Genomic DNA, 19,400 nt, shown 5'->3' with positions numbered 1-19,400 from the left:
CCGTCTGACGCCTCCTCCGCACAGGTGAGCGGGGTCGTCCAGCAGGCGGACGCGGGATGCGGCACCGCCCCCCGGAGCGGCTAGGGTGGCGGGGATCGAGCCGGACGACGCGGTCCGGTCCCGGCCCCCTTCGAGAAGGTTGTTTCGGGCTATGCGCATTGGTGTCCTCACGTCCGGCGGCGACTGCCCCGGCCTGAACGCCGTCATCCGGTCCGTCGTGCACCGCGCCGTCGTCGACCACGGCGACGAGGTCATCGGCTTCCGCGACGGGTGGAAGGGCCTCCTGGAGTGCGACTACCTCAAGCTCGACCTCGACGCGGTGGGCGGCATCCTCGCCCGCGGCGGCACCATCCTCGGCTCCTCCCGGGTGCGCCCCGAGCATCTGCGGGACGGTGTGGAGCGGGCCCGGGGCCACGTCGGGGAACTCGGTCTCGACGCGATCATCCCCATCGGCGGTGAGGGCACCCTCAAGGCGGCCCGGCTGCTGTCCGACAACGGTCTGCCGATAGTGGGCGTGCCGAAGACCATCGACAACGACATCGCCGTCACCGACGTCACCTTCGGGTTCGACACGGCCGTCGGGGTGGCCACCGAGGCCCTGGACCGGCTGAAGACCACCGCCGAGTCGCACCAGCGCGTGCTGATCGTGGAGGTCATGGGCCGGCACACCGGCTGGATCGCGCTGCACTCCGGCATGGCGGCCGGCGCGCACGCCGTCGTGGTCCCCGAGCGGCCCTTCGACATCGACGAGCTGACCGCCAAGGTCGGCGAGCGGTTCTCGGCCGGGAAGCGGTTCGCCATCGTCGTCGCGGCGGAGGGCGCCAAGCCGAAGCCCGGGACCATGGACTTCGACGAGGGCGAGAAGGACGTCTACGGCCACGAGCGGTTCGCCGGGATCGCCCGGCAGCTCTCCCTGGAGCTGGAGTCGCGCCTCGGCAAGGAGGCCCGGCCGGTGATCCTCGGCCACGTCCAGCGCGGCGGCACGCCCACCGCGTACGACAGGGTGCTGGCCACCCGGTTCGGCTGGCACGCGGTGGAGGCCGTGCACCGCGGCGACTTCGGGCGGATGACGGCGCTGCGCGGCACCGACATCGTGACGGTGTCGCTGGCCGAGGCCGTCGAGACGCTGAAGACGGTGCCCGAGGACCGGTACGCCGAGGCGGAGTGCGTGCTCTGACCCCGCTGCCGCCGCCCGGCGCGTGAGACGGGCCGCACAGACCGCCCCCGGTGACCGACGTCGCCGGGGGCGGTTCTAGTCTGGTGCGGACCGATTGCGTACAACCTGGACGAAAATGGAGCCAGCGGATGGATCACAGCGGGCACGGCATGACCATGGATCTGCCGCCGTTCACGCTGGGGCGAGGGCTCGCCTGGTCGGCGGACCCCTTCTTCCTCGTCGCCTGCCTGCTGGGGCTCGCGCTGTACGGCTGGGGCGTGGTCCGGCTGGTCCGGCGCGGTGACGAGTGGCCCGTGGGGCGGACCGTGGCGTTCGCCGCCGGTGTGCTGAGCATCGGGCTGGTGATGTGCACCGCGCTGAACGACTACGGCATGGTGATGTTCAGCGTGCACATGGTGCAGCACATGGTGATCAGCATGGTGTCACCGATCCTGATCCTGCTCGGCGCCCCGGTCACCCTGGCGCTGCGGGCGCTGCCCCCGGCGTCCGTGCGCGGCGCCAAGGGGCCGCGCGAGCTGCTGCTGATGCTGCTGCACAGCCGCTACATGCGGGTCGTCACGCACCCGCTGTTCACCATCCCGATGTTCATCGCGAGCCTGTACGCCCTGTACTTCACCCCGCTGTTCGACTTCCTGATGGGGTCGGCGGTCGGGCACGTGGCGATGATGGTGCACTTCCTCGCCGTCGGCCTGGTGTTCTTCTGGCCGATCATGGGCGTGGACCCGGGGCCGCACCGGCCGGGGCACCTGATGCGGATGCTGGAGCTGTTCGCGGGCATGCCGTTCCACGCGTTCTTCGGCATCGCGCTGATGATGGCCTCCACCCCCATGGTCACCACCTTCCAGGACCCGCCCGCGTCGCTGGGCATCGACGCCCTGTCCGACCAGAACGCGGCCGGCGGCATCGCCTGGGCGTTCAGCGAGGTCCCCTCCGTCCTGGTGCTGATCGCGCTGCTGTTCCAGTGGTACGCCTCGGACCAGCGGCAGGCCCGGCGCAAGGACCGCGCCGCCGACCGGGACGGCGACAAGGAGCTGGAGGCGTACAACGCCTACCTGGCCTCCCTGAACGCGCGCGGCAGCTAGGGATTCCCCGGGGGCCCGTCCCGCACCGGCCTCCTTTCCGGAAACCGGGGCACCATGGAGGGACCGGACCAAGAGGAGGGTGTCGCGATGCCCGTCACCACGAACGGTTCCACCTCGACGAAGACCATGGGAGTGCTCACCGTCGGCGGCCTGGTCGCCGTCACGGCGTACACGGTGGCGCTCGGCAGCAACGGCTGGCTGTGGTTCGGCTGGGTCGTCCTGGGCCTGATCACCCTCGGGATGGTCGCCACCCACGGCAGCTGACCGCACGCACGGGGGGCGGCTCACCGCGGGGTGAGCCGCCCCGCCAGATGGACGCCCGGCTGGTACTTCGGCAGCCGGACGGTGATCTTCATGCCCGCGCCCGCGGCCGTCTCGATGACCAGCCCGTGGTCGTCGCCGTAGACCTGGCGGAGCCGGTCGTCGACGTTGGACAGGCCGATGCCGCCCGTCGGGCTGACCTCCCGGGCGAGAATGCGGCGCAGCAGCTCGGGGTCCATGCCCGCCCCGTCGTCCTCGATGACCACCAGCGCCTCGGCGCCCGCGTCCTGCGCGGTGATCTGGATGCGGCACGTGTCGGCCTTGCCCTCCAGACCGTGCTTCACGGCGTTCTCCACCAGCGGCTGGAGGCACAGGAAGGGCAGCGCGACCGGCAGCACCTCGGGCGCGATCTGCAGGGTGACCGAGAGCCGGTCGCCGAAGCGCGCCCGCACCAGCGCCAGGTAGTGGTCGATGGCGTGCAGTTCGTCGGCCAGGGTGGTGAAGTCGCCGTGCCGGCGGAACGAGTAGCGGGTGAAGTCGGCGAACTCCAGCAGCAGCTCGCGGGCGCGCTCGGGGTCGGTGCGCACGAAGGACGCGATCACCGCGAGCGAGTTGAAGATGAAGTGCGGGGAGATCTGTGCGCGCAGGGCCCGGATCTCCGCCTCGATCAGCCGGGTGCGGGACTGGTCCAGGTCGGCCAGCTCCAGCTGGACGGAGACCCAGCGGGCGACCTCCCCGGCGGCCCTGACCAGCACCGCCGACTCGCGGGGCGCGCAGGCGACGAGCGCGCCGTGCACCCGGTCGTCGACGGTGAGCGGGGCGACCACCGCCCAGCGGACGGCGCAGTCGGGGGTGTCGCAGGTCAGCGGGAAGGCCTCGCCGCGGCCGGTGTCCAGGGGGCCGGTGAGGCGCTCCATGATCTCGGTGCGGTGGTGGGCGCCGACGCCGTCCCAGACGAGGACCTGCTCGCGGTCGGTGAGGCACAGGGCGTCGGTGCCGAGCAGGGAGCGCAGCTTGCGGGCCGACTTGCGGGCGGTCTCCTCGGTGAGGCCCGCGCGCAGCGGGGGCGTGGCCAGCGAGGCGGTGTGCAGGGTCTCGAAGGTGGCGTGCTCGACGGGTGTGCCGAGCCCGGCGAGGCTGGCGGGCCGTGCCGTGCGCCGGCCCAGCCAGAAGCCGGCGGCCAGCAGGGGCAGCACGGCGACCAGCAGACCGGCGAGGAAACCGCTCATGCGGACACCTCCGTACGCAGCTCTTCCGGCAGGTGGAAGCGGGCCAGGACCGCGGCCGTGCCGGGCGGCACCCGGCCCGGCGTGGCCAGGGAGACCAGCACCATGGTGAGGAAGCCGAGCGGCACCGACCAGAGGGCGGGCCAGGCGAGCAGCGCGTGCCAGGGCCCGGCGCCCGGGTAGCCGGCCATGGTGGCGGCGACGGCGAGGAACGCGGCGCCCCCGCCGATCAGCATCCCGGCGGCCGCGCCCGGCGGGGTCAGCCGCCGCCACCAGATGCCGAGGACGAGCAGCGGGCAGAACGACGAGGCGGACACGGCGAAGGCGAGACCCACGGCGTCGGCCACCGGCAGCCCGCCGACCAGAACGCTCGCGGCCATCGGGACGGCCATGGCGAGCACGGTGCCGAGCCGGAAGTGGCGCACGCCGCGGGAGGGCAGCACGTCCTGGGTGAGCACGCCGGCCACGGCCATGGTGAGCCCGGAGGCGGTGGACAGGAACGCGGCGAACGCTCCCCCGGCGACCAGCGCGCCCAGCAGGTCGCCGCCGGTGCCGCCGATCATCCGGCCGGGCAGCAGCAGGACGGCGGCGTCCGCGTCCCCGGTGAGGGTGAGCTCGGGGGCGTAGAGCCGGCCGAGGGCGCCGTAGACGGGCGGCAGCAGGTAGAAGGCGCCGATCAGGCCGAGGACGGCGACGGTGGTGCGGCGGGCGGCGACCCCGTGCGGGCTGGTGTAGAAGCGGACCACCACGTGCGGCAGGCCCATGGTGCCGAAGAAGGTCGCGAAGATCAGCCCGTACGTGGCGTACAGCGGGCGTTCCGCGCGGCTCTCGGCGCGGGAGGGCGACAGGGCGTCGTCGGCGCCGTGTCCGGTGGCGGGCACCTCGGCGCCTTCGGCGAAGGTGAGGCGGGTGCCGCCGTCGACGCGGTGGGTGCCGGCGGGCAGGCGGACCTCGTCCCCGGTGTGCTCCCGGCCGTCGACGGTGCCGTCCACGGTGACGGTGAGCGGGGCGGTGAGGCGCAGGTCGACGGTGTCGTCGACGCGCACCACGCGCTGTTCGCGGAACCCGGCGGGCTCGTCGAAGGCGTGGCTGGGCGCGCCGTCGCTCTGCCAGGCGAGCACCAGGAAGAGCGCGGGCACCAGCAGGGCGGTCAGCTTCAGCCAGTACTGGAAGGCCTGGACGAAGGTGATGCTGCGCATGCCGCCGGCGGCCACGATGACCGTGACGACGACGGCGACGATCACCCCGCCGAGCCAGTCGGGCGCGCCGGTGAGCACGGTGAGGGTGAGCCCGGCGCCCTGGAGCTGGGGCAGCAGGTAGAGCCAGCCGACGCCGACGACGAGGGCGCCGGCGAGCCGCCGTACCGCGTGCGAGGAGAGCCGGGCCTCGGCGAAGTCGGGCAGCGTGTAGGCGCCGGAGCGGCGCAGCGGGGCGGCGACGAACAGCAGGAGCACCAGGTGGCCGGCGGTGTAGCCGACCGGGTACCAGAGCATGTCCGGGCCCTGGACGAGGACGAGTCCGGCGATGCCCAGGAAGGAGGCGGCGGAGAGGTACTCGCCGCTGATGGCGGCCGCGTTGAGGCGGGGGCCGACGGTGCGGGAGGCGACGTAGAAGTCGGAGGTGGTGCGGGATATGCGCAGGCCGAAGGCGCCGACGAGGACGGTCGCGACGGCGACGAGCGCGACGGCGGTGACGGCGTAGGCGGTGTTCACGGTGGTGCGGTTCCCGGGGTCTCAGCGGTCCTCGACGAGCCGGACGAAGTCGCGTTCGTTGCGTTCGGCGCGGCGGACGTACCAGCGGGCGAGCAGGACCAGCGGGGGGTAGAGCCCGAAGCCGAGGACCGCCCACTCGAGGCGGCGGGCGTCCGGGGCGGCGGCGAAGACCAGCGGCAGCGGGCCGATGAGCAGCGCGAGCACGGCGAACACGGTGAGTCCGGTGCGCAGCTGGATGCGCATCAGGGAGCGGACGTAGGTGTGGCCGAGGGTGGTCTGCTCGTCGATCTCGGTGCGCGGGCGGTAGCGGCCCGTGGAATGGGGGTGCCACCCGCGCGAGCGGGGCCGGGCGTGGGGGAGGGCGCGGCGGGGCGGGCCGGTGACGGCCACCCGGCGCTCGGCGGGTTCCTGGGGCATGCGGGCCTCTCCCCCGGTCAGCCGGTGGTCCGGCGCATCAGCAGGTCCCGCAGTTCGCGGGCGTGGCGCCTGCTGACCTGGAGTTCCTCGGAGCCGATCAGGACGCTCACCGTGCCCGCGCCCAGCCGTAGTTCCCCGATGTGGCGCAGGGCGACCAGGTGGCGGCGGTGGATGCGGACGAAGCCGCGGGAGCGCCAGCGCTCCTCCAGGGTGGACAGCGGGATGCGCACGAGGTGGCTGCCGCGGTCGGTGTGCAGGCGGGCGTAGTCGCCCTGCGCCTCGACGTGGGTGATGTCGTCGACGGCGACGAAGCGGGTGACGCCGCCCAGTTCGACGGCCATGTGGTCGGGGTCGGGCTCGTGCACGGGGATGCGCGGGGCGGCGTCGCGGGGGGTGGTGCCGCGCTGGGCGGCGGCCCGCCGCACGGCTTCGGCCAGGCGTTCCTTGCGGACGGGTTTCAGCACGTAGTCGACGGCCTTGAGGTCGAAGGCCTGGACGGCGAAGTCCTCGTGGGCGGTCACGAACACGACGAGCGGCGGCCGGGCGAAGCCGGTGAGCAGCCGGGCCAGGTCGAGTCCGTCGAGGCCGGGCATCTGGATGTCGAGGAAGACGACGTCGATGGCGTCGGGCCCGTCGGGTCCCGACTCCAGTGCCCGGTTGATGCGGCGCAGGGCCTCGGTGGCGTCGCCGGCGCCTTCCGCGCTCCCGATGCGCGGGTCGGCGTTCAGCAGGTACAGCAGTTCCTCCAGCGAGGGGCGTTCGTCGTCGACGGCGAGGGCGCGCAGCATGAAGGTGGAGTGTAGGGGGATCTCCGGGTCCGGACCACGTGCCGGACAAGGGCGTTTCGCCCGGTTCGACGTCCGGACCCCTCCGGGGCGGACCCGGGGTGGCCCGGGGCCGTCGTGGATACAGTGCCCGCATGGACAGCAGGCCCGCGCCGTTCGACGAGCTCGACCGGAAGATCGTCACCGCTCTGATGGCGAACGCCAGGACGTCCTTCGCGGAGATCGGCGCCTGCGTCGGGCTGTCGGCGACGGCGGTCAAGCGCCGGGTGGACCGGCTGCGGGAGACCGGGGTGATCACCGGGTTCACCGCCACCGTGCGGCCGTCCGCGCTGGGCTGGCGCACCGAGGCGTACGTGGAGGTGTACTGCGAGGGGGCGGCGCCGCCGCGGCGGCTGGCGGAGGTGGTGCGCAACCATCCGGAGATCGCGGCGGCGATGACGGTGACCGGCGGCGCGGACGCGCTGCTGCACGTGCGGGCGCGGGACGTGGAGCACTTCGAGGAGGTGCTGGAGCGCATCCGCCAGGAGCCGTTCATCCGGAAGACGATCAGCGTGATGGTGCTGTCGCACCTGCTGCCCGACAGTCCTGAGGCGGGAGTGACGCAGCCCGCCCCCGACGACGCACCGGACGTGCGCTGAGGGCGGGAAAGACGCAGCGATCGTGCGCGCACGCGCAGGATGCGTCGCTTGTCGGCCGTGCGGCCCGGTTCCTACCGTGGAGTCACCCCCTGTTGACACCGTGTGAAGCGGAGGAACCCCTTCGTGCCCGAATCACGTGTGGCGCGCCCACGGCGTTATCTCGTCTGCGAACCCAGATTCTTCGCCGTGCGGTACGCGATCAATCCCTGGATGCGTCCCGACCGTCCCGTCGACCTCTCACTCGCCCGGCGGCAGTGGCTGTCGCTGGTCGACGCCTATCGCCGCCACGGCCATACCGTGGAGACCGTGGAACCGCTGCCCGGCCTGCCCGACATGGTGTTCGCCGCGAACGCGGCGGTCGTCGTGGACGGCCGTGTGCTCGGCTCCCGGTTCCACGCGCCGGAGCGGCGTCCGGAGTCGGCGCCGTACGAGGCCTGGTTCAAGGCGCACGGGTTCGACGTCCAGCATCCGGGGTCGGTGTGCGAGGGCGAGGGCGACCTGGTGCCCGCCGGGCGCTGGATCCTCGCCGGGACCGGTTTCCGCACCACCCCCGAGGCGCACCGGGAGGCGCAGGAGTTCTTCGGGGTGCCGGTGATCGGCCTGACCCTGGTGGACCCGTACTTCTACCACCTGGACACGGCGCTGTTCGTGCTGGACGAGGAGAACGTCGCGTACTGCCCGGAGGCGTTCTCGCCGGGCAGCCGTGAGGTGCTGGAGCGGCTGTACCCGGACGCGGTGACCGCCACCCGGGAGGACGCCATGGCGTTCGGCCTGAACTCCGTCTCGGACGGCCGCCACGTGTTCATCTCGCCGGGGGCGGCCTCGCTCGCCGCCCGGCTCGCCGACCGCGGTTACGTCCCCGTCCCCGTCGACCTGTCCGAGTTCCACAAGGCGGGCGGGGGCATCAAGTGCTGCACTCAGGAGATCCGCTCATGACCTCTGTCGCCCGTACGCGTTCGTCCGCCCAGCTGATCGCGGCGGAGGAGCCGGTCCTCGCGCACAACTACCATCCGCTGCCCGTGGTCGTCGCCCGCGCGGAGGGCTCCTGGGTGGAGGACGTCGAGGGCCGCAGGTACCTGGACATGCTGGCCGGCTACTCGGCGCTGAACTTCGGCCACCGGCACCCGGCGCTGATCGAGGCGGCGCACCGCCAGCTGGACCGGCTCACGCTGACCTCGCGCGCCTTCCACAACGACCGGCTCGCGGGGTTCGCGGAGCGGCTGGCCGCGCTGACCGGCCTGGACATGGTGCTGCCGATGAACACCGGCGCCGAGGCGGTGGAGAGCGGCATCAAGGTGGCCCGCAAGTGGGCCTACGACGTGAAGGGCGTCCCGGCCGACCGGGCCACGATCGTGGTGGCGGCGGACAACTTCCACGGCCGGACGACGACGATCGTGAGCTTCTCCACGGACGAGGTGGCGCGGTCCGGGTTCGGGCCCTTCACCCCGGGGTTCCGGGTGGTGCCGTACAACGACCTCGCGGCGCTGGAGGAGGCCGTCGACGAGACGACGGCGGCGGTGCTGATCGAGCCGGTCCAGGGCGAGGCGGGCGTGGTGATCCCGGACGACGGTTATCTGACCGGGGTGCGGGAGCTGACCCGGCGTGCCGGGTGCCTGTTCGTCGCCGACGAGATCCAGTCCGGTCTGGGCCGCACCGGCCGCACCCTCGCCGTGGAGCACGAGTCGGTCGTCCCGGACGTGGTGCTGCTCGGCAAGGCGCTGGGCGGCGGCATCGTCCCGGTGTCGGCGGTGGTGGCCCGGCGTGAGGTGCTCCAGGTGCTCCATCCGGGTGAACACGGGTCGACCTTCGGCGGGAACCCGCTGGCGGCCGCCGTGGGCACGGCCGTGGTGGAGCTGCTGGAGACGGGTGAGTTCCAGCGCCGCGCGGCCGAGCTGGGCGTGGTGCTGCGGGAGGGCCTGGAGGCGCTGGTCGGCAAGGGCGTCACCGGGTTCCGCAGCCGCGGTCTGTGGGCGGGCGTGGACGTCGACCCGGCCCTCGGCACCGGCCGGGAGGTCAGCGAGCGCCTGATGCGCGAGGGCATCCTGGTCAAGGACACGCACGGCTCGACCGTCCGGCTGGCCCCGCCGCTGACCGTCACCGCGGACGAACTGCGGGAGGCGCTGCGCACGCTGGAGAAGGTGCTCAGCCGCCAGGTCTGACCCCTTCCGCGCCGCCCCCGCCGGACCTCTCCGGCGGGGGCGGCGGCGTGTCCGGGACCGGGCGCGGCGGACCGGCGGTCCGCCTCCGGGAAGCCCTCGGCCGGTCCCCGGGGTGAAGATGGGAACAGATGGGGACATGAGTGACAGACCACTCTCCGCGACAGAGAGGCCGTCCGTGGGCGGACACGAGGAGCAGGGAGGAGCCCGGCAGGGGTTCGACGTGGCCGACGCCGCGCCCCTGCTGCTGGACCCGCACGGCCTGGTGGCGGGCTGGACCGTGCACGCGGAACGGCTGCTGGGCCACGGCGCGGCGGAGGCGGTGGGCCGGAAGTTCGCCGACCTGCTGGAGACCGGCGACGCCGAGCGGCTGGCGGACCTGCTCGGCCGCTGCCGCGCCGGGAGCGACTGGGCGGGGCCGATGACCGCCCGCCACCGGGACGGGCGCCCGGTGCCGGTGGCGGTGCGGGTCGCCCCGACCACGGCGCCGCAGGGACGCGCCGCGGTGCTGGTGCTGCTGTCGGAGCTGGGGGACGCCGACCGGGGCTGGGGCATGAGCCGCCGCGTGCTGGAGCAGCTCGTCGACGGCAACCCCATCGGCATCGCCGTCCTGGACACCGACCTGCGCTACGTGTGGTCCAACGCGGCCCTGGAGCAGTTCGGCGGCGGGCCGGCCCACCGCCGTCCGGGCCTGCGGTTCGCGGACGTCCAGCCGGGCCTGGGCGGCGACGCCGTCGAGGAGCGGATGCGGCACGTGCTGGAGACCGGCGAGCAGGTGGTCGGCTACGAGCACGTCGGCCGGGCGCGGTCGGCGCCGCTGCGCGAGACGGCGTACATGCTGTCGTTCACCCGCCTCGAGGACGACCGGGGCGACCCGATGGGCGTGTACTACACCGTCGTGGACGTCACCGAGCGGCACCGCACCCGGCAGCGCCTCGCCCTGCTCGACCGGGCCGGGAAGCACATCGGCCGCACCCTCGACGTCATGACCACCGCGCAGGAACTGGCGGACGTCGCCGTGCCCGGGCTGGCCGACTTCGTCACCGTGGACCTGCTGGAGACGGTGCCGGGGGGCGCCGAGCCGGTCCCGGAGCCGCCCGCCGGGTCCGAGCGGGTCCCGCTGCGCCGCGCGGGCCACCGGTCCCTGTACGAGGACCTGCCGCGGACGGCCGTGGACAGCGGCACGGTCGTCGCCTACCTGACGGGCTCCCCTCCCGTGCGGTGCCTGACCACGGGGCGGTCCTGGCGGCAGGAGCAGCTCGACCCGCTGGGCGTCGAGTGGGCCGTGGGCGCGCCGGGCGGCCGGGAGTCCACGTTCCTCGAGCTGGGCCTGCGGAGCGCGATGATCGTCCCGATCCGGGCCCGCGGGACCACCCTGGGGCTCACCACGTTCTTCCGCCGCCGGCAGAGCCCCTTCGACGCGGACGACCTGCACCTGGCCGAGGACCTGGTCTCGCGCGCCGCCGTCTGCGTGGAGAACGCCCGCCGCCACACCCGCGAGCGGGACGCCGCGCTGGTCCTCCAGCGGAGCCTGCTGCCGCGCCGGCTGCCCGAGCTGGACGCGGTCGAGGTGGCCGCCTGCTACCGGCCCGCGGACGAGCTGACCGGCCTGGGCGGCGACTGGTACGACCTGATCCCGCTGTCCGGCGCCCGGGTCGCGCTGGTGGTCGGCGAGGTGCCGGGGCACGGCATCGACGCCGCCGCGGCCATGGGCCGCCTGCGCACGGCGGTGCGGACGCTGGCCGCGATCGACCTGCCGCCCGAGGAGGTGCTGGCGCACCTGGACGACCTGGCCTCCCGCTCGGCACGGGACGACGGCGCCGGGGAGGACGCGGACGCGCCGGACCACTCGGTCGGCTCCGGCTGTGTGTACGCGGTGTACGACCCGGCGGACGGGCGGTGCACGATGGCCGCCGCGGGCCATCCCGCGCCGGCGGTGGTGGCGCCGGACGGCACGGTCGGTTTCGTGGACCTGCCGCAGGGGCCGTCGCTCGGAGTGGGCGGTCCGCCGTTCGAGGCGGTGGAGCTGTCCCTGGACGAGGGCAGCACGCTGGTGCTGTACACGGACGGGCTGCTGGCGCACGACGGCGACGGCGGGGAGGACGCCGGCCGGGAACGGCTGCGGCGGGCCCTGGAGGGCACGGCACGCGAACAGCGGCCCGGCTGCCAGGCCGTGATCGACGCGCTGGTCCCGTCCCGCCCGGAGGACGACGCGGCGCTGCTGATGGCGCGCACCCGGCGGCTCGCGCCGGAGCAGGTCGCGGCGTGGGAGCTGCCGCCGGACCCGGCGGTGGTGGCGGACGCCCGCAGGAGCGCCCAGGACCAGTTGTCCCGCTGGGGTCTCGACGAGGAGCTGGTGTTCACCACGGAGCTGCTGGTCAGCGAGCTGGTGACGAACGCGGTCCGGCACGCCTCCGGGAGGGTGCGGCTGCGGCTGATCCTGGAACGGACGCTGGTGTGCGAGGTGCTCGACGGCGGCGCGAGCGCCCCGCATCTGCGGCATCCCCGGGCGATGGACGAGGGCGGCCGCGGACTGCTGCTGGTGTCGCAGCTCGCCGAGCGCTGGGGGACCCGGTTCGTGCCCGACGGGAAGATCATCTGGGCGGAGCAGCCGCTGACCACGCCCCCGGAGTGAGGCGGGCCGTGGCACGGGCGGCGATCGACCACGAGGCGGTGGGCCGGGCGCCGCCGGCCCCCGGCCCGGCGCTCGCGGACGTCGACGAGGTCCGGCCCGTTCAGCACCGTCCGCGGGCGGGCCGCGGCGGCCGGCGGACTCCCCGTTCCGTCGCCGTGAGCCGGCCCCGGAGCCGCCGGCGGACACGGCGCTGAGGGAGCTGCTGCCGCCGGGCGGAGCCACGGACGGCACGGCGCGGGTCGCCGTACGGCGGTGACGGGGCCCCCGCGCCGTCAGGTGCCGGTGCGTCCGTGGTCGAGGCGGGTGGTGCGGTCCACGTTGGCCCGGTCCTCGGGGTCGTCGCTGGGGCGGCCGGCGAACCAGGCGTCCAGGATCTCCTTGAGCAGCGGCTCCGAGGTGAGCCGCAGGCTGAGCGCCAGCACGTTGGCGTCGTTCCAGCGGCGGGCGCCGTCGGCGGTGCAGGCGTCGGTGCACAGGGCGGCCCGCACGCCGGGCACCTTGTTGGCGGCGATCGAGGCGCCGGTGCCGGTCCAGCAGCACACCACCGCCTGGTCGGCCGTCCCGTCGGCGACGTCGCGGGCGGCGGCCTCGGAGCAGACGGCCCACCGCGGGTCGGCCCCGGGGCTCAGGGCGCCGTGGGCGCGCACCTCGTGGCCTCGCTCGCGGAGTTCGCCGACCAGGGCGCGGGCGACGGGTTCGTCCATGTCGGAGGAGACGGAGATCCGCATACCGCCGAGCGTACCGGGCGGTGCGCGGGTGACGGTCGTGCGGCGTGCGGCCGGTGCTCCGCCGCGGTGCGTTCCGGTTCCCGTCGAACCTGGTGCCGGGGTCCGTCACCCGGTTCTAGACTGGCGGTTCACTACGTGCCGGATGACCTGCTGGAACGCGGCGACCCCGTCGTTTCCCAGAGTCGAGGAGCGTGCTTTTGTTCTACAACCTGCTCAAATATGTGCTGTTGGGCCCGCTGCTCAGACTGGCCTTCCGGCCCCGGATCGAGGGCCTCGAGCACGTCCCGTCCTCCGGCGCCGCGATCGTGGCGGGGAACCACCTGTCGTTCTCGGACCACTTCCTGATGCCGGCCGTGCTGAAGCGGCGCATCACCTTCCTCGCCAAGGCCGAGTACTTCACCGGTCCCGGCCTCAAGGGACGGCTGACGGCGTTCTTCTTCCACAGCGCGGGGCAGATCCCCGTCGACCGCTCCGGCAAGGAGGCCGGTCAGGCGGCGATCCGCGAGGGCCTCGGGGTGCTGGGCAAGGGGGAACTGCTCGGCATCTACCCGGAGGGCACCCGCTCGCACGACGGCCGCCTCTACAAGGGCAAGGTCGGCGTGGCGGCGATGGCGCTCAAGGCGGGCGTCCCGGTGGTCCCCTGCGCGATGATCGGCACGTTCGAGGCGCAGCCGCCCGGCCGTAAGATCCCCCGCGTCCACCCGGTGGTGATCCGCTTCGGCGAGCCGCTGGACTTCTCGCGCTACGCGGGCATGGAGAACGAGAAGGCGATCCTGCGCGCCGTCACGGACGAGATCATGTACGCCATCCTCTCCCTCTCCGGGCAGGAGTACGTCGACCGGTACGCGGCCGACGTGAAGGCCGCGGAGGCCGGACGCGAGGCGGAGGAGAAGCGGCGCGCGCCGCGCATGCCGCGGCGGTGAGCGCCGGACCCGGGTGAGGGGCGGCCGGAGCGTTCCGGCCGCCCCTCACTGCCGTGGCGGCCGGCGTCACGAGCCGGCCGCGCCCCTGTGTTCCGCCGCGATGCCGAAGCGGTGGTGTTCGCGGGCAGCGGACGCGACCTCGCGGACGCCGGCCACCGTGCTGATCACCGGTTCCTCCGCCGGGTCCGGCACATCCTTCAGTTCGTCGAGTCGTCGCAGGTCATCGGCGGAGACGAGGGCGACGAGCGGCTTCCCGTGCCGGGTCACGACAACCCGCTCACCGCCGTACACCACGCGGTTGATCAGGTCGGCGAGCTCGGCCCTGGCCTGGGTCACCGGAATCTCGTAAGCCATGGGACCATCATAACGTCACGTACGTCCTGTACATTTTTTACAGACAACGAGACAGGAGGGCACCATGACGCGACCGCCCGCCCGCCCGGTCCTGCCCGAGTTCACCGCACGCACGGCGTCCGGGCACCGGACGTCCGACCCGTACGCGCGGCTGCTGGAGGAGCGGATCGTCGTCCTGGGGACGCGGATCGACGAGACCGCGGCCACCGACGTGGCGGCCCAGCTCGTGTACCTGGAGCATCGCGCCCCGGACCGCGACATCTCGCTGTACGTCAACTCCCCCGGCGGCCCCTTCCACGCCATGTCCGCGCTGCACGACACCCTGACGTACGTCACCTGCGACGTCGAGACGGTCTGCCTGGGCCGCGCCGAGGGGACGGCCGCGCTGCTGCTGGCCGCGGGCGCCCCGGGCAAGCGGTACGTGCTGCCCGGCTCCCGCCTGGTGCTCCGTCAGCCCGCACTCCCGGAGCCGGTGGAGGGCAGGACGAGCGACCTGGCGGCCCAGGCCGACGAGCTGGCCCGCGTCAGGGCCCGCACGGAGGAGATGCTGGCCCGGCACACCGGCCGGCCCGTGGACCGGGTGCGGGCGGATCTGGAGCGGGACCTGGTGCTCGACGCGCAGGCCGCCGTGGACTACGGCCTCGCCGACCGGATCGTGCCGCACCACCGGGCCGCCCGCACCGCGACCGGCGGGAGGTGAGCCGCGGATGCTGCCGGAACTGCCGCCGCTGCCCGCGCTGACCCGGGCGGAGGCCGAGCTGATCGACCGTTACCTGGAGGTCGTCGACCTGCTGGGCCGGGTCAACCCGGCCCAGGGCGGCGACACCTACCGGAGCCTGCGCGCGGCCCAGGCGCTGGCCGGCACGGCGGTCGCGCTGCGCGACGCGCTGACCCTGATGCACCGGCGGGGTGAGACCGAACTGCACGCCGGGACCCTGGCGCGCGCCCTGCGGGTGCTGGACGGCGAGCGGCGTACGGCCAGGGTCACGCTGCCGCCGCAGACGGGGAGTTGACGGAAGCGGGCCCGGAGCGACGGGCCCGCTCGGCGACGCGCCCCGCGACGAGTTGAAACGGACCGAACGGCTTACCCCCATCCGGCGTAGACGAACCTCCTGTTTTCGGGCTGTCGAACTTGCACGCCCGGACCCCTCCGATGGGCGGAACTGACCATTCCACCGCTGGTCCTGGCCTCCCGCGTCCTCTTGACGGTGACTCGAACGGACGGCTGTCCACCCGAACGGCTGAGTGGTGAGTAACAACACAAACCCCCCGTTCCGTTGGGAAATCGACCACCTCATGAGCCAAGATCCCTGACTGACGACAAGACCCCGCCGCCGCGGCGGGGCGATCCGGGCGGACGCCGAGTCCTGCCGCCGCCCGGATGACCGGTCGACAGGAGTGGATCGGCAGGAGTGGAGGACCCAGGCACGACGGGTCGCCGGTACGCGAGCAACGCGCGCACCGAGCGGCCCTTGGGGTGAAGCCGCGTGAGCGGCCGGGCTACTTCGCCAGCCCGAATCCGACAGGTCATCCTTCACAGGCGGCTGACGAAGGGTTGCGCATGAGTGCGCTCAATCGTGTCCCGTCTCTCATGGCCCGGGCCGGCACGGCCTCGGCCCTCACCCTCGCCGCCGTGGGCGGCTCCATCGTGGTTCCGGGAGCGGCCGGGGAGGCCGCGGCGGCGACCGTGGGCACCAAGGCCCTGAAGGTCGCGGCGTCCAAGAAGGGGGCGCCGTACCAGTGGGGGGCGACCGGACCGAACCGGTTCGACTGCTCGGGCCTGACGCTGTACTCGTTCAAGAAGGTGGGGAAGAAGCTCCCCCGCACGGCCGCCCAGCAGTACAACAAGACGCGCCACATCTCCAAGAGCAGCCGGAAGGTCGGGGACCTGGTGTTCTTCCACTCGGGCAGCTACGTCTACCACGTCGGGATCTACGCGGGTAATGACAAGATCTGGCACGCGCCGAAGACCGGGGACGTGGTGCGGCTGCAGAAGATCTGGACCAAGAGCGTCTGGTACGGCCGCGTGAAGTGACGGGCGGAGGCGGCCGGCGCCCGCGGGAGCGCCGCCGCCGAGCCGCGACCGGCCACGCGGGCCCGACGCCCGCGTGGCATCCCGCAGGGGCCCGCACGGCGCCGTCCTCAGGACGACACGCCCCCGGGCCCCGCACGACGCCTCCCGGAGCCTCCCCGGCCGCCCCGCCGCCCGTGACGCGACGTCACGGTTCCTGCGGAGCCGCGGCGATGACCGTCTCCGCGGGCCGGCCGGGGGCGGCACCCGGCCACGGGAGTTCGACGGCGACCGTCTTGCCGCCCTCGCGGGTGGGGCGGATCCTCAGGCGGCCGCCGCATTCCGCGGTCAGCCAGCGGATGATGACCAGACCGCGCCCGTTGTCCTGCTGCACCGCCGCCGGGAGGCGTTTCGGGAACCGGGGATGGCTGTCCGTCACCCCGATGTGCACCCGCTCCTCCCGGACCAGGACGACGTCCACCGTGAACGTGGGCGACTGCCCGAAGGTGTGCTGTACCGCGTTCGTGGCCAGCTCGGAGACGATGAGCCGTACGGTGTCGCAGAGTTCGGCGTCCGGCGGCAGCCCCCATCCCGCCAGCGCGCCGACCGCATGGGCCCGCGCGGCGGAGACCGAGGCGGGATCGCTCGGCAGAGTGACGGATGCTTCCAGGTGGTCTGCCATGGCGACGTCGTCCCTTTCCCACGGAACCGCAGTCCGACACGGAGCGGCTGGTTCGAGTACGGTCCCGCACTGGTGCTTCGTCGTCAGACTGCCATCACCACAGGGCGCCGCGCGGCGATCCACCAACATATGCATATATCTGTCGCTCAAAGCGGTGAACTCTGCGACGGGAGACCGTATCCGGGCGGCCCGGAAGGGGTAAGGAGAGGCCCATGCAGCACGGCCCCGCGGTGCGCCGCAGGAAACTGGGCGCCGAACTGCGCGCGCTGCGCATCGCGGCCGGACTCACGAGCGGCGACGCGGCCCGGCTGGCGGGCTGGCACCAGTCGAAGGTGAGCCGGATCGAGACGGGCACGAGCGGGGTGAAACCGGCCGACGTGCGGTTGCTTCTCGACGCCTACGGCGTGCACGACCCGCAGTTGCGGGAGTTGCTGCTGGTGCTGTCGGGCACCGGCGACGGCGACGGACGGCACCACTGGTGGCACGCGTACCGCGGTGTACTGCCCCCGACCTACCGGGACTTCATCAGCCTGGAGTCGCAGGCGAGCGCGATGCGCACCCTGGAGACCACCGTCGTCCCCGGGCTGCTGCAGACACCCGAGTACGCGCGGGCGGTGACGGAGGCCGCCCTGGAGGGCGCGTCGGAGGAGCGGCTCGACGCCCTCGTGGAGGTGCGGCTGGCGCGGCAGGACGTGCTGCGGGCCGAGCCGCCGCTGGAGCTGTGGGCGGTGCTGGACGAGGCCGTGCTGCGCCGGGAGGTGGGCGGCCCCGAGGTGATGTCACGCCAGCTGAACCGGCTGGTCGAGGCGTCCCGGCTGCCTCAGGTCCGGTTGCAGGTGCTGCCGTTCAGCGCGGGCGCGCACATCGGCGTCACAGGGCCTTTCGTCATCTTTTCATTCCCGCGCACTTCTGACCTGGATGTGGTGGTCCACGACCATCTGACGACTAGTCACTACCTGGAACGGAAAGAAGACCTCCAGGCGTACTCGGAGGCCTTCGAGGCCCTGGCGAGCCACGCCCTCTCACCCGAGGAATCGTCGGAATTCATCGCCGGCACAGCGGCCGGCGCGTAAGGAGGCACGATGCCCGCACCGCCTCGGACCATCCCGTCCAGCCTCGCCCTGCGCGGCGTGCGGTGGCTGCGCAGCAGCTACAGCACGGGGGCGAACAACTGCGTGGAGACGGCCCGGCCGACCGCCGGCCCGTCGGCCGGACTGCTCGCCGTGCGCGACAGCAAGGCCCCGGACGGGCCCGCGCTGCTCTTCCCCCCTGACGCCTGGGCGCGTTTCCTGACGGCGGTCCGCTGATCCGTCCTCGTCCCTGATCCGAACCGTCCGGCCGGTTCAGCCGGTCCGGCCGGTCATCCGTGCCTCGCGCGACGCACGGCCGTGCCCCGCCGACTCATGGCCGCGTTTCGCCGATCACCCGTACAGCGCGTTCGATCTCCGCCCCGGACAGGTCCGCCCGGGCGGTCAGTCTGAGCCGTGAGATGCCGTCGGGAACGGAAGGAGGACGGAAGCAGCCCACGGACAGACCGGCCGTCCGGCAGTCGGCCGCCCAACGCACGGCCTGCTCCGGGGAGGGAGCGCGCACGGAGACGACCGCGGCGTCCGGACGCACCGCTTCCAGACCCGCGGCCGTCAGCCGGGTGTGCAGTTCGCGCGCGACCTCGGCCGCCCGCGCCGCACGTCCCGGCTCGCGGCGCAGCAGCCGCAGCGCCGCCAGGGCCGCGCCCGCCGCCGCGGGGGCGAGACCGGTGTCGAAGATGAACGTCCGCGCCGCGTTGACCAGATGGCCGATCACCCGGGCCGGACCCAGCACCGCCCCGCCCTGGCTGCCGAGCGACTTGGACAGCGTCACCGTCACGACGACGTCCCCGTCGCCCGCGATCCCCGCCGCGTGCGGGGCGCCCCGGCCGCCGTCGCCCAGCACGCCGAGCCCGTGCGCGTCGTCGAGCACCAGACCCGCGCCGTGCTCCCGGCACGCCTGAGCCAGCGCGGCGAGCGGCGCGGCGTCGCCGTCCACCGAGAACACCGTGTCCGACACCGCCACGGCCGGGCCCGCGTGACCGTCCAGCGCCTTGCGCACGGCGTCCGGGTCGCGGTGGGCCACCACCTGCGTCGCGCCCCGGGCCAGCCGGCAGCCGTCGATCAGCGAGGCGTGGTTGCCCGCGTCGGAGACGATCAGCGAGCCGTGCGGGGCCAGGGCGGTGACGGCGGCGAGGTTGGCCGCGTAGCCGGAGGAGAAGACCAGGGCGGCCTCGAAGCCGCAGAAGCCGGCCAGTTCGCGCTCGAGTTCGGCGTGCAGTTCCGTGGTGCCGGTGACCAGTCGGGAGCCGGTCGCGCCGCCGCCCCAGGTGCGTGCCGCCCGCGCGGCCCCCTCGGTGACCTCGGGGTGGCGGGCGAGGCCGAGGTAGTCGTTGCTCGCCAGGTCGAGGAGCGGCGTGCCGGCCGGCCGGGGGCGCAGGGTGCGGACGAGCCCGGCCCTGCGGCGCAGTTCCGCCTGCTCGTCGATCCAGCCGAACGCCATGGGTCCTCCGGGGATTTCGTGGGCAGTGCACAGACATTAGCGGCAGGGCGTTCCCGCCACGGTGTGGTGATACCCACACCGCCG

20 protein-coding genes, 1 pseudogene and 1 riboswitch are annotated in these 19,400 nt (G+C 73.6%); of the genes and pseudogenes, 13 read left to right on the top strand and 8 right to left on the bottom strand.

Annotation, left to right across the window (positions count from 1 at the left end; all coding sequences use genetic code 11):
- The first annotated feature begins 151 nt into the window (after positions 1-151).
- The 3 genes from ACIQ8B_RS18135 to ACIQ8B_RS18125 all read left to right on the top strand — a co-directional run bounded on the left by ACIQ8B_RS18135 (position 152) and on the right by ACIQ8B_RS18125 (position 2,523).
- Positions 152-1,177: a 6-phosphofructokinase gene (locus tag ACIQ8B_RS18135; RefSeq protein WP_403547899.1), complete on the top strand. Its 1,026-nt coding sequence runs from the start codon at positions 152-154 to the stop codon at positions 1,175-1,177.
- A 128-nt stretch (positions 1,178-1,305) separates the two neighbouring features.
- Entirely contained in the window at positions 1,306-2,259 is a 954-nt protein-coding gene (locus tag ACIQ8B_RS18130) for a cytochrome c oxidase assembly protein (protein ID WP_106415317.1), read from the top strand.
- 87 nt (positions 2,260-2,346) lie between these two features.
- Complete coding sequence (locus ACIQ8B_RS18125; protein ID WP_290009199.1) at positions 2,347-2,523, top strand: hypothetical protein; 177 nt, start codon at positions 2,347-2,349, stop codon at positions 2,521-2,523.
- A gap of 20 nt (positions 2,524-2,543) precedes the next feature.
- Here ACIQ8B_RS18125 and ACIQ8B_RS18120 read toward each other — a convergent pair whose 3' ends face one another.
- The 4 genes from ACIQ8B_RS18120 to ACIQ8B_RS18105 are packed head-to-tail and all read right to left on the bottom strand — an operon-like array spanning position 2,544 to position 6,663.
- On the bottom strand, positions 2,544-3,749 hold the full coding sequence (locus ACIQ8B_RS18120) for a sensor histidine kinase (RefSeq protein ID WP_106415314.1): 1,206 nt from the start codon (positions 3,747-3,749) through the stop codon (positions 2,544-2,546).
- Positions 3,746-5,458: a cation acetate symporter gene (locus ACIQ8B_RS18115; RefSeq protein WP_403547896.1), complete on the bottom strand. Its 1,713-nt coding sequence runs from the start codon at positions 5,456-5,458 to the stop codon at positions 3,746-3,748. The genes ACIQ8B_RS18120 and ACIQ8B_RS18115 overlap by 4 nt, the downstream gene beginning before the upstream one ends.
- 21 nt (positions 5,459-5,479) lie before the next feature.
- Positions 5,480-5,875, bottom strand: a complete 396-nt coding sequence (locus ACIQ8B_RS18110) for a hypothetical protein (protein ID WP_403547894.1) — start codon at positions 5,873-5,875, stop codon at positions 5,480-5,482.
- Between the two features lie 17 nt (positions 5,876-5,892).
- Positions 5,893-6,663, bottom strand: coding sequence for a LytTR family DNA-binding domain-containing protein (locus ACIQ8B_RS18105; protein ID WP_106415311.1), 771 nt, complete (start codon positions 6,661-6,663; stop codon positions 5,893-5,895).
- A 131-nt stretch (positions 6,664-6,794) separates the two neighbouring features.
- Here ACIQ8B_RS18105 and ACIQ8B_RS18100 point away from each other — a divergent pair, with 131 nt between their 5' ends.
- The 4 genes and pseudogenes from ACIQ8B_RS18100 to ACIQ8B_RS18085 form a co-directional block, all read left to right on the top strand.
- Positions 6,795-7,298: an Lrp/AsnC family transcriptional regulator gene (locus tag ACIQ8B_RS18100; protein ID WP_106415310.1), complete on the top strand. Its 504-nt coding sequence runs from the start codon at positions 6,795-6,797 to the stop codon at positions 7,296-7,298.
- Positions 7,299-7,421: 123 nt separating this feature from the next.
- Entirely contained in the window at positions 7,422-8,234 is an 813-nt protein-coding gene (gene ddaH / locus ACIQ8B_RS18095; protein ID WP_290009194.1) for a dimethylargininase, read from the top strand.
- A complete protein-coding gene (gene rocD, locus ACIQ8B_RS18090; RefSeq protein ID WP_290009192.1) occupies positions 8,231-9,457 on the top strand; it encodes an ornithine--oxo-acid transaminase in 1,227 nt (408 codons plus the stop codon). The genes ddaH and rocD overlap by 4 nt, the downstream gene beginning before the upstream one ends.
- A 175-nt stretch (positions 9,458-9,632) precedes the next feature.
- Positions 9,633-12,086, top strand: a pseudogene (locus ACIQ8B_RS18085) (SpoIIE family protein phosphatase); the annotation flags it as partial.
- Positions 12,087-12,361: 275 nt separating this feature from the next.
- Here ACIQ8B_RS18085 and ACIQ8B_RS18080 read toward each other — a convergent pair.
- Positions 12,362-12,817 (bottom strand): RpiB/LacA/LacB family sugar-phosphate isomerase, encoded by a 456-nt coding sequence (locus ACIQ8B_RS18080; protein WP_403547891.1) that lies wholly within the window; start codon positions 12,815-12,817, stop codon positions 12,362-12,364.
- A 197-nt stretch (positions 12,818-13,014) separates the two neighbouring features.
- Between ACIQ8B_RS18080 and ACIQ8B_RS18075 the strand changes: the two genes are divergently transcribed.
- Positions 13,015-13,740, top strand: coding sequence for a lysophospholipid acyltransferase family protein (locus ACIQ8B_RS18075; RefSeq protein WP_403547889.1), 726 nt, complete (start codon positions 13,015-13,017; stop codon positions 13,738-13,740).
- A 66-nt stretch (positions 13,741-13,806) separates the two neighbouring features.
- On the opposite strand, the gene ACIQ8B_RS18070 is transcribed toward ACIQ8B_RS18075, so the two are convergent.
- Entirely contained in the window at positions 13,807-14,094 is a 288-nt protein-coding gene (locus ACIQ8B_RS18070; RefSeq protein WP_365417203.1) for a type II toxin-antitoxin system Phd/YefM family antitoxin, read from the bottom strand.
- A 64-nt stretch (positions 14,095-14,158) separates the two neighbouring features.
- Here ACIQ8B_RS18070 and ACIQ8B_RS18065 point away from each other — a divergent pair, with 64 nt between their 5' ends.
- The 3 genes from ACIQ8B_RS18065 (at position 14,159) to ACIQ8B_RS18055 (ending at position 16,129) form a co-directional block, all read left to right on the top strand.
- The gene (locus ACIQ8B_RS18065) at positions 14,159-14,794 is read left to right on the top strand and encodes an ATP-dependent Clp protease proteolytic subunit (RefSeq protein ID WP_403547887.1); all 636 of its coding nucleotides are present in this window, start codon (positions 14,159-14,161) and stop codon (positions 14,792-14,794) included.
- 7 nt (positions 14,795-14,801) lie between these two features.
- On the top strand, positions 14,802-15,107 hold the full coding sequence (locus ACIQ8B_RS18060; protein WP_403547885.1) for a hypothetical protein: 306 nt from the start codon (positions 14,802-14,804) through the stop codon (positions 15,105-15,107).
- 335 nt (positions 15,108-15,442) lie between these two features.
- Positions 15,443-15,652: riboswitch (cyclic di-AMP (ydaO/yuaA leader) on the top strand.
- A 3-nt stretch (positions 15,653-15,655) separates the two neighbouring features.
- Complete coding sequence (locus tag ACIQ8B_RS18055; protein WP_403547883.1) at positions 15,656-16,129, top strand: C40 family peptidase; 474 nt, start codon at positions 15,656-15,658, stop codon at positions 16,127-16,129.
- Positions 16,130-16,313: 184 nt separating this feature from the next.
- Here the strand turns inward: ACIQ8B_RS18055 and ACIQ8B_RS18050 are convergent, their stop codons facing one another.
- Positions 16,314-16,787, bottom strand: a complete 474-nt coding sequence (locus ACIQ8B_RS18050; RefSeq protein ID WP_403547881.1) for an ATP-binding protein — start codon at positions 16,785-16,787, stop codon at positions 16,314-16,316.
- 212 nt (positions 16,788-16,999) lie between these two features.
- Between ACIQ8B_RS18050 and ACIQ8B_RS18045 the strand changes: the two genes are divergently transcribed.
- The gene (locus ACIQ8B_RS18045) at positions 17,000-17,860 is read left to right on the top strand and encodes a helix-turn-helix domain-containing protein (RefSeq protein ID WP_403547878.1); all 861 of its coding nucleotides are present in this window, start codon (positions 17,000-17,002) and stop codon (positions 17,858-17,860) included.
- Positions 17,861-17,869: 9 nt separating this feature from the next.
- Positions 17,870-18,094: a DUF397 domain-containing protein gene (locus ACIQ8B_RS18040; protein ID WP_403547876.1), complete on the top strand. Its 225-nt coding sequence runs from the start codon at positions 17,870-17,872 to the stop codon at positions 18,092-18,094.
- A gap of 94 nt (positions 18,095-18,188) precedes the next feature.
- Here the strand turns inward: ACIQ8B_RS18040 and ACIQ8B_RS18035 are convergent, their stop codons facing one another.
- On the bottom strand, positions 18,189-19,316 hold the full coding sequence (locus ACIQ8B_RS18035; RefSeq protein ID WP_106415296.1) for an 8-amino-7-oxononanoate synthase: 1,128 nt from the start codon (positions 19,314-19,316) through the stop codon (positions 18,189-18,191).
- Positions 19,317-19,400: the final 84 nt, after the last annotated feature.

Source organism: Streptomyces sp. NPDC096105, from assembly GCF_044763335.1.
GTDB lineage: Bacteria > Actinomycetota > Actinomycetes > Streptomycetales > Streptomycetaceae > Streptomyces.
The sequence above is the reverse complement of the archived record's forward strand: the minus strand, read 5'-3'. Positions and strand labels throughout refer to the sequence as shown.

Bases quoted from the DNA above. Each gene is read 5' to 3' on its own strand.
- ACIQ8B_RS18135 (WP_403547899.1), top strand. From the start codon at position 152: ATGCGCATTGGTGTCCTCACGTCCGGCGGCGACTGCCCCGGCCTGAAC.
- ACIQ8B_RS18130 (WP_106415317.1), top strand. From the start codon at position 1,306: ATGGATCACAGCGGGCACGGCATGACCATGGATCTGCCGCCGTTCACG.
- ACIQ8B_RS18125 (WP_290009199.1), top strand. From the start codon at position 2,347: ATGCCCGTCACCACGAACGGTTCCACCTCGACGAAGACCATGGGAGTG.
- ACIQ8B_RS18120 (WP_106415314.1), bottom strand. From the start codon at position 3,749: ATGAGCGGTTTCCTCGCCGGTCTGCTGGTCGCCGTGCTGCCCCTGCTG.
- ACIQ8B_RS18110 (WP_403547894.1), bottom strand. From the start codon at position 5,875: ATGCCCCAGGAACCCGCCGAGCGCCGGGTGGCCGTCACCGGCCCGCCC.
- ACIQ8B_RS18105 (WP_106415311.1), bottom strand. From the start codon at position 6,663: ATGCTGCGCGCCCTCGCCGTCGACGACGAACGCCCCTCGCTGGAGGAA.
- ACIQ8B_RS18100 (WP_106415310.1), top strand. From the start codon at position 6,795: ATGGACAGCAGGCCCGCGCCGTTCGACGAGCTCGACCGGAAGATCGTC.
- rocD (WP_290009192.1), top strand. From the start codon at position 8,231: ATGACCTCTGTCGCCCGTACGCGTTCGTCCGCCCAGCTGATCGCGGCG.
- ACIQ8B_RS18080 (WP_403547891.1), bottom strand. From the start codon at position 12,817: ATGCGGATCTCCGTCTCCTCCGACATGGACGAACCCGTCGCCCGCGCC.
- ACIQ8B_RS18070 (WP_365417203.1), bottom strand. From the start codon at position 14,094: ATGGCTTACGAGATTCCGGTGACCCAGGCCAGGGCCGAGCTCGCCGAC.
- ACIQ8B_RS18065 (WP_403547887.1), top strand. From the start codon at position 14,159: ATGACGCGACCGCCCGCCCGCCCGGTCCTGCCCGAGTTCACCGCACGC.
- ACIQ8B_RS18060 (WP_403547885.1), top strand. From the start codon at position 14,802: ATGCTGCCGGAACTGCCGCCGCTGCCCGCGCTGACCCGGGCGGAGGCC.
- ACIQ8B_RS18055 (WP_403547883.1), top strand. From the start codon at position 15,656: ATGAGTGCGCTCAATCGTGTCCCGTCTCTCATGGCCCGGGCCGGCACG.
- ACIQ8B_RS18050 (WP_403547881.1), bottom strand. From the start codon at position 16,787: ATGGCAGACCACCTGGAAGCATCCGTCACTCTGCCGAGCGATCCCGCC.
- ACIQ8B_RS18045 (WP_403547878.1), top strand. From the start codon at position 17,000: ATGCAGCACGGCCCCGCGGTGCGCCGCAGGAAACTGGGCGCCGAACTG.
- ACIQ8B_RS18040 (WP_403547876.1), top strand. From the start codon at position 17,870: ATGCCCGCACCGCCTCGGACCATCCCGTCCAGCCTCGCCCTGCGCGGC.
- ACIQ8B_RS18035 (WP_106415296.1), bottom strand. From the start codon at position 19,316: ATGGCGTTCGGCTGGATCGACGAGCAGGCGGAACTGCGCCGCAGGGCC.